General features: G+C 36.0%; 5 protein-coding genes. All 5 read right to left on the bottom strand.

All coding sequences use genetic code 11. From position 1 onward, the window contains the following. Positions 1-128: 128 nt before the first annotated feature. Positions 129-1,499, bottom strand: coding sequence for a hypothetical protein (locus E7Z81_RS03260; RefSeq protein WP_292744169.1), 1,371 nt, complete (start codon positions 1,497-1,499; stop codon positions 129-131). 57 nt (positions 1,500-1,556) lie between these two features. Beyond that, positions 1,557-3,047 carry a hypothetical protein gene (locus E7Z81_RS03265; protein WP_292744172.1) on the bottom strand — a complete coding sequence of 497 codons (1,491 nt, stop codon included), beginning with the start codon at positions 3,045-3,047 and terminating at the stop codon, positions 1,557-1,559. Between the two features lie 73 nt (positions 3,048-3,120). Next, positions 3,121-7,287 (bottom strand): hypothetical protein, encoded by a 4,167-nt coding sequence (locus E7Z81_RS03270; RefSeq protein ID WP_292744174.1) that lies wholly within the window; start codon positions 7,285-7,287, stop codon positions 3,121-3,123. A gap of 431 nt (positions 7,288-7,718) precedes the next feature. After that, entirely contained in the window at positions 7,719-9,803 is a 2,085-nt protein-coding gene (locus tag E7Z81_RS03275; RefSeq protein ID WP_292744177.1) for an Ig-like domain-containing protein, read from the bottom strand. A gap of 321 nt (positions 9,804-10,124) precedes the next feature. Continuing rightward, positions 10,125-12,179 carry a hypothetical protein gene (locus E7Z81_RS03280; protein WP_292744179.1) on the bottom strand — a complete coding sequence of 685 codons (2,055 nt, stop codon included), beginning with the start codon at positions 12,177-12,179 and terminating at the stop codon, positions 10,125-10,127. Positions 12,180-12,277 lie beyond the last annotated feature (98 nt).

The raw sequence follows: 12,277 nt of genomic DNA on the forward strand, positions 1-12,277 counted from the left end.
TGAATATAATTAATATTTATTTTAAATGAAGTATATATAGATTTGTAAAATTTCTGAACTTTAATTAGCCTTTTAAAAAAAATTAGAATATTAATTAAAAAAATAATAAAAAAGTGAAAGTTATTCACTTATTTTAAAACTTTTGCAGTTTTTTTGACAGTATCTTTAAGATATGTTGCCTTGTATGTTATCTTATTTCCTGCTTTCAGCTTTTTGAGCACTGACTTTTTAACAGTAACCTTTGCAATTCCCTTGGAGTTGGTTTTTGCCTTGTAGGTCTTGCCGCTGAACTTGAAAGTTATAGTCTTTCCTTTAATGGCCTTTGCGTTTTTAAGTGTTGCAGTCAAAACCAGTTTTTTGGCGGACTTTTTGACTTTAATGGTCTTTAAAGTTACGAGATGTTTGACTGTCAGCGCTGTTTTTGCCCAGCATAGATTTCCATCCCAAAGGTTGATTGTGTATTTTCCGGGAGTCAATGTCGGGATCTTGTATTTTACAGCACCGTTAACGCTTTTCACTGTTTTTGAAGAGGACTTTAATGTGATTTTAAGCTGACTGACTGCAATAACCTTGAATGTTGCAGTCTTTGAGTCCTTGTAATACATTGAAATTGATTTTGGAGCAATAATGCTTGGAACTTCCGGAATATCTGCGGTAATGTTAACAGTTTTTTCAGGATGTTTGGAATCTCCCGGATATCTTGCTGTAATGTTGTGGCTGCCCGGTTGGAGGATGATTCCGTCAGGGGTGTATGTGTATCTGGTTCCGTCAACATACACTTCAAGAGCCTTTGTTGTATCTGATGGAATTGTAGCTATCAAGACATTGTCATAAATCTCCAAATCAAGGATATATGTAACCTCAACGGTCTTTTTTACTGCAATGCCGTTGTATTCGACTTCAATACTGTGGTGTCCGTATGATAAATCATCAATAGGATAGAGGAACCTGCTTTGGCCTGTAATTGTCTGTGAATGGTATTCCTTGCCGTCAGCGTAAATTGTGAATTTTCCCTGGCGGTTGTCCGGTGCAAAAAATGCCTCCACGTTCCTTTCTGAATATATTGCCTTTGTAACCACGTCCGGAATGTTTATGATTGCAGGAGTTGCCTCAAATTCAACGGTTTTTGTATATGGACTGTAATGGCTGTTTCCTGTAAATTCCAAAGCCAAAGTGTAGTTTTTGGGTGTGAAACTGTAGGTGTAATATCCTTCAAAATGCCTGAATTCGGTATTTCTCTCAACATCCTTTCCGTGGTAGTCAACGGACTGGTTGTCAATGTATAATCTGAACTCGTCAATTTCACATTCCTCCGGAACATTGTATATGTAAACGTCATATCGCTCCTCATTTGTCAGTACCTTTCCGTAGGTATCCCCATATGAAATGTCAATATCTTCAATGGGATTTGTCATATTTTCATCAGCATTTTCAGCATTGACAGCTGAAATTGAGATGAAAGCTATTAAAATAAGTGAAAATAATATTATTTTTTTCATTTTATGCCTCTATAATATATTTTGAGGTTGAATTTTAAAAAAGTAAAGATAAGGAATTTAATCCTTATTCTGTTTTTCCATTTCGATTTCTTTTAGAATTTCATCAATCAAATCTGAATCATATTCCTCTTCACTGTGAGTTTCTGTCTGCGGGATGCTTTGAGAGGAATCCTGCGGTGTTTCATCCAGAAGTGATTCGATTTCATCATAGGAAATGCTGTCCGCCTGCGGTGCAACTCTTTCAAAGTGATCTTCGCTTACATCATATGTATGTTCATATGCAGGCTGGCTTTGATATGTCCTGTTTGAAGGCTCTTTTGCCTTATCCGCATTCATTGTAATCGGCAGGGATTTAAGACTGCCCCTGAAGTATATGCTTATGAATATTATAACAAGCAGATAGAATACCAGCAGATTCGGATAAAGGAACCTGTTTTCATTTTGAGAGCATGTTAAAAAGACACCTATGATGTTTATCAGGTTCGGCACATAGACAAGATACATGTCCTTTGATTTTGTAATCAGCTGGAATGCTACTAGAAGTATAATTGCAAGATACATGTACAGTGCCGGACTGTAGAATAAAGTGTCAGTAAGCGTATGGTCCTTGAAATACACTGCAAATGAATTTACGAGGTTGTAGTTTGCCTCTCCCAGATTTGCTGAGGTGAGCTTTTCATATCCTGCAGTCGGAGTAATGTTGTTTTTTGTGTAGAATAAATTCTGAGCCTCCTTAAGCTGAGCTCCGTCTTTGGTTATGTAGTAAGCCTGTCCGTTCCAGTCATCGCCTCTAAGAACGCTCCATACCATTGGCGCTCCACCCTGATTATTTATGTGAGCATCCTCAACGTTATATGCCATGCTCAATGATCCGATAATCAGTATTAAAACGATTGTAATAGCTGGAAGCATGAGAAATGTCCTGTCGGTATTTCCGTTTTTCATGTAAATGTAGACCAGAACCGCAACAAGGGTAATTATTGCGATAGGCAATCCGATAAGACTTAACTGGGATGTTACGGCAATTGTAATGGCCATTATTATTGCCAGTTTCATGCTTATCTGCCCGTTTCTGTCAATAAGCACCTTGATTAAAAAGCTTAGGAAAAGCAGGCCGTAGCTGAAAAGGATTTCCTTCCACAATGTGATTGAGTAAACTGCATTAATTGGAATCAAACAAATGATTAATGTAACTATAAACTGAGCAACGAACTTATTGCTGCTTTTGCTTGCATCATCACGATGATACTTACAGATTACTGTCCAGATTGTTGAAAATACCAGAATCTGTAAGGCTGCAACGCTCAATGGTGTGCCGAAAATGTTCAGCAGTATCATTTCAATGAATGAATGGAAAAATGGGAATCTGTTTGTAAACTCTCCCCCTGCAATCTGATGCAGCTGATTGAATGATTCTGTAGTCAGGATTCCCGGATTGTAAATGAAAAGATACAGTCCGAATATAAGGATAGGGACTATAAAAATCATCAAATCCCGATAGTTAATCCTTTTCTCGTTTGATTTAATCTCCAAATTTTGCAAGTTCATGAGTAATACTTTGTTACTTGCGAATATATATAAATTATTATATTAAAAAAAGAAGAAAATAAGGATAAAATCCTTATTTTTTAACTTTAACTGTTTTTTTAACGGTATCCTTAATGTAGGTTGCCTGGTAGGTTATTTTTTTGCCTACTTTGAGCTTTTTGAGGATATTTGATTTTATTGTTACTTTTGCAACACCTTTGCTGTTGGTTTTAGCGGTGTATTTCTTACCATTGAACTTAAAAGTAATTTTTTTGTTTTTAAGGTATTTTTTGTTGACTTTGCTCAATGTTGCAGTCAATATCAACTTTTTAGCTGATTTTTTAACAGCAGCTGATTTTAAAGTCACAATATGTTTTACTGTCATGGTTTTTGTAACGGATTTGCCTAAAGCTGTTGCTTGAACTTTATATTTACCAGGAACCTGTGTTACCTTAAATTTAACAGCACCATTAACTGTTTTTATTCTTTTGAATAATTTTCCGTTGACTTTGATTATCACTTCAACATCTGTAGCCGGTTCTCCGTCAGTTCCATAGACTTTAATTGTGTAATATGAACCTGCTGAATAAATCACATTAACATTGGATGCAACGACTTTAGGGTCAACTGCAGGAGTAACATTGCCGGATTCATTTCCAGGACCCCCATCGGACGGAGTAACATTACCTGATTCATTACCAGATGGAGTTTTTACCTCATTTACCTTAAATGAAACTGATTTTTGAGATTCAGTGAAATACTCGCTTCCAGCATAATAAACCACAGCATCATATGATCCTGCAGCCAGACCTGAAACAGACTGACTACCAGCACCATTCTGGATTGAAACAGTATAATTGGAACTGCCAACTCTCAACAAAACATTTCCATTTATTGTATTATTCAATGCGATTTTAACAACTGCAGCCTCACCCACGTCAATATCATCCACACTAACAGCGAGTCCGGGATCAATCGCAACAACATTCACCTTAAATGAAGCAGACTTTTGAGATTCAGTGAAATACTCGCTTCCAGCATAATAAACCACAGCATCATAAGTTCCAGCACCTAAACCTGAAACAGTCTGGCTTCCAACACCATTCTGGATTGAAACAGTATAATTGGAACTGCCAACTCTCAACAAAACATTTCCATTTATTGTATTATTCAATGTGATTTTAACAACAGCGGCCTCACCCACGTCAATATCATCCACACTAACAGTAAGTCCTGGATCAACTGGAATTATTTTTGAACCGACAATTTCAAAGTAGTCATAAAATCCAGCAGCTATCCACCAGCTTGTTGAATAGAAATAGAACTGCCCATATTTATCGCTTGAAACTTCAAAATGGTCTAACGCCCAATATCCTACAGGAATATCTGAAGCTTTAAAAACAGCAGTACCTGTATAAGGAACAGTCATATTCCTGACATCATCACCATAAACATCATAAAATGTTATTGAAACATTTCCGGATGTATCTTCAGGCATTACAACAGTGAATACAGCTTCATCGCCGCCTGCAATACTTGCCAAAGTCACATTTTCAGGCCATACTACAAATGTCTCATAGTCCTCGATTTCATAGTCATCGCCGACATATAGGATTTTAATATCATGTCTTCCAAGCACATCATATTTGAGAGGCATTGTTGCCACTCCATTTTGAATAGCTACACGTTCCAAAATCACTTCTTCTTCGTCTTCATTAGCAGTATAAACCTGAATATGTCCTTTGGCATCTTTTGGAACTCTAATCTGATATGTAAAGTCTTCTCCTATAATAATATGTTCATTGTTTTCCGGTCCGATTATTTCATGGTTTTGTAAAGATAAACTGAAATCATAATCCTCGATATTATAGTCTTCACCTTCATATCTGGCAACGAAACTGCCGTCAGATGTTATTTCATCTGAAAATTCCCCAAGAGCAATTTGAGCTTTTCCACCGATAAAACCGGAAGTTGCAACCTGTTTATAGATATAATCATCGATATCACTATCCCAATCCTCCAGATAAACGGTCAAATTACCTTCAGCATCTTCAGGAAGATATAATGTAAGATATAAATCATCCACATCACCGATGAAAACATTACGATACTCATCGAAGTTATGAATTATCGCATAATATACTGTTGTATTGAATTCGACTGTTTCTCCAGGGTATTTCTCATCACCGCTGTATATTACAGTTGCTGTGTAATTGCCGACAGGAATTCCGGTAATATTAAATACTGCTTCGCCGTCTTGAACAGTTTCTGTGAATTCTTTTCCATTGATTATTACTTTTACCTCACCTGCAGCATCATCCGGTAAAGATACGGATGCTTCACCGTCACCGTAAACGAGATCATTAAACTCAAGATAATACCAGTATTTTGCTGTGACATTGACTGTTTTAGCTGACGGGTCATAATTTCCATTCTCATAGACAATAGTCACTGTGTGATTTCCATAGCTTAATGTAGCTAAATTGAAATAAGCCCTGCCATCTTCAATTTTTTTGCTTTCGATTTCGTCACCGTCAACAATGAGTTTTGCCGCACCTGTTGCATCACTAGGGAGAATGACTAAAGCAGTTTTTGAACTCATTCCGAAGTTGGTGTTTAAAGGAACTTCAACAGGAATGCTAATATCAATATATGTGACATTGAAGGAATCATAAGCGGTTGAAGGGGCAAAATAACCGTCACCGGAGTATTCAAATCTCACATCATGTTTTCCCAATGTTAAATTGTCTGTTTCAATATATGCATGATCATCATTGAATACGCCATAAAAAACATCATCAACATATGCAGTTATGTTTCCTCCGGCATCAAACATAACATCAATGTTGAAACATGCATAATATTCCTGACTGCCTTTTACAAGTACCTGATAATCATATTCATCAATTTCCAATTTGGTTTCAGGAGACATGTCAGTTATTTTAACATCAAAATAATTAGAATAATAATAACCGTCTTCACCTTCAAATTCAAGATAAAACTCACTATCACTGATTTTTGAAGCGTTTATGGTAAATGTGGCTTTTCCGTTAACGACACTGTATGATTTTTCACCGTCGCCTGCTTCAACATACAATGTACCATTGTATGAATCAGGCATGATTAACTCACAGTCGTATACTTCCTTATTCCACATTTTGTCCGGTAAAACCACTTTCGGACCGACACGTACAGTAATATATTGATCATATTCATCATCAATGATTATTTCATAATCATCGCCGGTGTAGTTTGCATAAATATAGTTATTGCCAAAACTCAAATCATCCAGAGACGCATTGACAAGACCGTTTTCAACTTTAACTGTTTTAATCAATGTAAATACTGAACTATAATCAGAGATATCATCATCCCATTCAAAATCAATTTTATATATGTTTAAATCACCTTTTGCATCACTTGGCAATTTCAATGTAAGATATGTAACTTCACCATATGCTATTTCATATTTGGAAAGCTTAACCAGTCCTTTAACAGTTATAGGGTAGTTTATTGTTTTAACAGGATAGTTATCAGAGACATAGGTGAAAGTGATGTCATTTTTGCCCATTTTTAAATCATCACTGCTGAGAACAATTGAATAGGAATCTTCAGCATCAACTGTGTATTTTTTGCCGTTAACCACATATTCAACAGTGCCGGTTGATGTAGGGACAGTTACATAAAATTCAGTATCACTTCCGTATTCAAAAGTATCCTCCCTCGCATAGACATTAAAGTTATATGTAAAATCAACATAAGCGGATTTTATAAATCCTTCATAATTTTCATCACCGGAATAAATAAAGTCCACCTTATAAGTACCGTAATCGAATTTATCAACGTTTAAATCATACAAATAGATATCATTAGAGCCGGGAATGGCATTATATACTTCACTTCCATTGATAGTGACTGAAACAGACCCTTCCACATCATCATAAAACTCATAGCTGATAAGCCTGCTTTCATCATCATGGACATCAATACTATCAGAAAATATTACTTCATAGTCATCTTCATAGAATTCAGTTTCACCAACAGCTGCAGATTTAACATCGCTTTGCAATACCGCTTCGCTGCCGGCATCATCTTCGTACAATTCATCTATTGCACTAACATCACTTAAAAGGGAAAGTTCCTCCCCTAAATCGGATGAAACAACTGTTTCGTTGTTGTCATTCAAATCTGCAGCGCTAACAGCAGACATTGATATTAATGCAATGAGAAAAAAAAGTAAAATAAATATATTTTTATTCATTTTTTCACCTTAATATCAATTTTTTTAAAAAATTAATACATAAAACTAGTTTATTCAAAATTATATATATAATATTACCTAAAATGCACTAAATAATTTACATTTTACATATGACTATAGCTCATTATGATGCCCTCGCATGACGTCATATATTTCTTCACGTAATCTTTTACAAGTGGGATGTCATCAAAAATCCTGGAAATAATTTAATCAAAGTATTTATAATTTTATAAAAAACTGAATTTTAATTAGTGTTTTTTTTTTTAAAAATAGGATATTTTAAATAATTCATATAAAAAACTGAATATTTTTTATAAATGTAACATTATTTTTATGTTTTTTGATGATCTGTCCATGAAAAACAGATTATGTAATCTTTTTTTGTCTGGTTTTTGGTTTAAAAAAATAAGTGGGATAAGGATTTTTACTCCTTATCTTTGAACTTTTACTGTTTTTTGGACAGTGTCTTTGAGATATGTTGCCTGATAGGTTATTTTTTTGCCGACTTTGAGCTTTTTCAAGACGCTTGATTTTATGGTTACCTTAGCTATTCCCTTCTTGTCTGTTTTGGCTTTATATGTTTTGCCATTGAACTTGAAGGTGATTTTTTTGTTTTTGATTGCTTTTTTACCGTATTTAAGAGTTGCCTGCAGAGTAAGCTTTTTGGCTGATTTTTTAACGGCAACTGTTTTCAGGCTTAAAGGCTGCTTGACGATGAGTTTTTTTGTAACCACTGCGTATTTGTAAAAATTTTCATAGTCATACAGGTCTTTTCTTGAGTAAGTGATTTTTAAAGTGTATTTTCCAGGGGTTTCCTTAAATGTAACTTTAGCCACTCCCTTTTCATCGGTTTTTGCCCAATAGAAATTGTAACCTATCTCAAAATACACGCTTTTTTTCGCAGCAATTTTCCCGTCATAGTCATATACCTTCACGGAATATACCTTGGATTCGCCATAATACATTGTAATGTCTTTTGCATTGACAATCTTTGCAGGAATCGGTTCGGCTACTACCAGAAATGTGGTTGTATAGTTATACTCTTCGCTGGAATAGGTTAGGGTTACGCGATTATTCTCGTAGAATTCAGTATTTTTAATAGGAACTGGAAGCTGCAGGTCGCTTATGGTTGCATTCGCTTTTCCGTTGACAAGCGGCAGGGTGTATGTTTCATTGTCTTTTTTGTATCTCTCGATTTTAACTGTAATGAAACCGTCACGGTCGGGATTCATTTCAAATGAAAATTTCGCATCGCTTCCGTATCTTACGCACTCGTCGTAGATAAGTTTAGGGATAATGCTTTGGGTTGTGCTGTATGCAGATACATTGTAATCATTGCCGGTATATATGATATCGATTTTATAGGTATTTCCGTCTTTTAAATCTTCAAAGGTAATGTTTGCAAAGCCATCAGCCATGCTCTGGCTTTTATATAATGAATCATTAACATAAACGCTCAGATTTCCCTCTGCATTTTTCGGCAGTTTCAGATATGCATATGTGCTGTTGTAGACTCCAATATTGGTGAAGATGTGTCCTTTAACTTCAATGGTATAGCTGACTGTTTTTGGAAGGTATTTGTCATCTCCAGGATAGGTGATTTCAAATATGTTGCTTCCAATCATCAAATCGGATATGTCTGTTGTGTAGTGCTGTCCATAATCATTGACTAATGAGTATGTCTTTGCGCCGGATTTGACAATCGGCCTGTTTGTACTGTCATCGGAGAGGCTTATTTCAAGAATCTTTTCATTTCCATATGCAATCCTCATTTGCTGATTTTCGTAGAAATCCACCCTGTAATTATGATTGATTCTGATTTCTTTCATTATCTTTTTGATTGTGACTGTTTCCTTTTTGGTCATCTTATTGTTTTTGGCATCTCCTGTATATGTTGCCTCAACAGTATGGGTTCCGATTGCAAGGCCTTTCAGATTGACTCTTGCATAGGCGTTGTCATCGGTGGTGATTTCAACTCTTTTAAATTCCTTGCCGTCAACCTTGACAATAAGATATCCTGATGCATATCTCTGCAGTTCACAGTAAACATATCCTTCATCAGGATTTGCTTCTTTGGTAATCCTGATGTACTGTGAAGCCACTTCAAAGTCATGGGTCAGGTTTAAAGGGTTGTACTTGTCAGTTTCAGGGAAATATGCTTTGATGCTGTGTTTTCCGTTGGAAAATTCAATTTTGGTAAAATCCACATCATTGTGGGGGTCATGACTCATAAGATAGTTTTCATCATCGATTTTCACGTTTACTTTGCCGTCATAGTCTTCCGGCACGTTTGAAAATGTGGCGATATTCATTCTTTCGCTGTAATCCGGATTCAGTACATAGTCCCTAAATTCTATGCTTACGTTCAGGTCCTCTTTTGAAGGACTGCTTTCGGTTATGATGTCTTGAGCATCATCGCTGATCTGTGCGGTTTCGGTTATATTTTCATTAGCCGAAACGGCACTTATAGATAGAACTGCAATGATAAAAAGACAAATGACAATAATTTTATTCATTTTTATATCCTCAATATGTTCAATATAATCTATTTTGTACACGAAATATTTATAAATTTGGTTTTGTGGAAATTCTCATTTTTATGAGTCTTTAAAATTTGAAAAAAGCCTATAAAATATTTCAGATTCAAAAATGGAATATCGATTAAAAAATAATTTTGTCATTGAATATAATTCAATTGTTTTATGGACTGTGTGGTTTTTCAAACAGTATGTTTAATTTTACATGACTGCAAACTCCAAGGAGTTATCGCTATATTGATGATGCAGTTTGGCGTGATTGGTTATTAAAAAAATAAGATAAAATAAGGATTTTACTCCTTATTTTTGAACTTTAACTGTTTTTTTGATGGTGTCTTTGAGATATGTGGCCTGGTAGGTTACTTTTTTACCTGCTTTTAGTTTTTTCAAGATGCTGGATTTTATGGTTACCTTAGCTATTCCCTTCTTGTCTGTTTTGGCCTTGTAGGTTTTGCCGTTGAACTTGAATGTAACTGTTTTTCCTTTAATTACCTTTTTGTTTTTAAGGGTTGCACTTAAAACAAGCTTTTTGGCAGACCTTTTGACCTTGACGCTTTTAAGGGTCAGCACCTGCTTTACGACAATTTTACTTGTAACTTTCGCATTTCTGTAGGTTGCGGTAACCTTGTATGTTCCAGGAACTTGGTCTATTTTAATTTTAATTTTTCCGTTACTGTCTGTTGTCGGATACTTGTATACGTTGCCAATTCTGACGGTGACACGTTCTCCCGCTCCGACAATTTCACCATGGATTCCCCATACGGTAAGGCTGTAGGTATTTGAATCACCATAATACATTGTAATGTCTTTTGAACCGACAAGCCTTGATGGAATCGGGTCAACACCAACGGAATATGATTTGGTTGCGTTATAGTCTCCCTTATAGGTTATGAGGATTTCATTGTAGCCAAATGCATTTTCCTCATATTCGAACAGGTTCAGTTCGGATAGGGAGAAGTTTGCCTTGCCGTCAGTCAATTGCAGCTCAAATGTTTCACCGTCCATTTTAACGGTAATGTTTAACTTCGCATCGGGATTTGTCTCAATGTAGAATGTTTCATCGCTTCCGTAAATCATATGTTTAGGATAGGTTGCCTTAGGAATCACTTCAATTTCTCTTGTGATGTTTTTGATGTCATAGTCATTGTCTGTGTATTCCGCCATGATGACATGCTTTCCAAGTTTCACGTTGCTTAAGCGGATTGCCGCATTAGTGTCTTTAATAGGGGTTGTCTTGTATAATTGCCCGTCAACATATACGTTCAAGTTACCTTTGGCATCTTCAGGGAGGTTGAGGAAAATCTCTGTGTTGTTGTAGGCATAATCATATCCTTCATCGATTTTAACTCCAATACCAGCCACTGTTTCAAAGTTTTTAAGAACTGATTTTTGAGCGTATTTACTGTCTCCTGGATATGTTATGTTGGCTGTGTGCATTCCAGGTTTGAGACGACTTGTATCAACACTGAATCTGCCTGAGGACTGTGAAGTCACACTGAATTTCTCTCCATCGATTGTTACTTGAGGTATGGATGTGGCATCATTTGAAATGAGTATTCCCATGATGTTATGTTCGCTTCCATATGCATTTGCATTAATGCCGTTAATGGTATATTTTGGAGGGGTTTCCACTTCTATTGCGATATCGTAGATAACATTAACGTTTTGCTTTTTGGTAATCTTTTTGTTGTTGGCATCTCCGCTGTATATTGCCTCAACAAGATGTGTTTTCTTGGAAAGTGTTCCCAAACTGACAAATCCACGGCTTATGTCCCCTTCTTGAGCGTCGATTTTAATCTTTTTAAATTCTTTTCCGTCAACATTCACTGTCAGGTATCCTGTTGCACCTTCCTTTAGACCAACGGTGACTCCTTCATTTGCTCTGATTTCGCTGTCGATTTTAATGTAGCCTTCCACAACCTCGAATTCACGGGTCAAATTCAGGGAATTGTATTTTGCGGTTTGGTTGATTGTAACCAAAAGGATATGATGGCCATAATCGAAGGCCCTTAAATTCACTGAATCCTCAAAATCAGCATCTCTTCCGGTTGCAATAATGCTGTCATCCACATAAACTGATATTGCTCCATGATAATCGTCCGGAAGGTTTTTCACTTTAACAGTCGGATGCCCGTCATTAGGATCAGGCTTAACGATATAGTCCGCACATTCCACTTCAACATTCAATTCCTGCTTTTGTGTGGCATTGTCCGTTAAAATGTCTGATGCAGATTCTGTTAGAACTGCTTGTGAATCGCCAATATCTGCTGTTGCGTTTTCAGATGCACTGACTGCACTCAGTGAGAAAATGGCGATAAGCACAAGAACCATTAAAAAAATCTTATTTATCTTCATTTTATTTTCTCCATAATACAAAATTGATATATTATGGTCATATTTTTTTTACTAATGGATATATATAAATGTCTATGGTTTTAATAGGGGGATAAGGA

The sequence above is a fragment of the Methanobrevibacter sp. genome (assembly GCF_015062935.1).
In the GTDB taxonomy this organism is placed as follows: Archaea; Methanobacteriota; Methanobacteria; order Methanobacteriales; family Methanobacteriaceae; genus Methanocatella.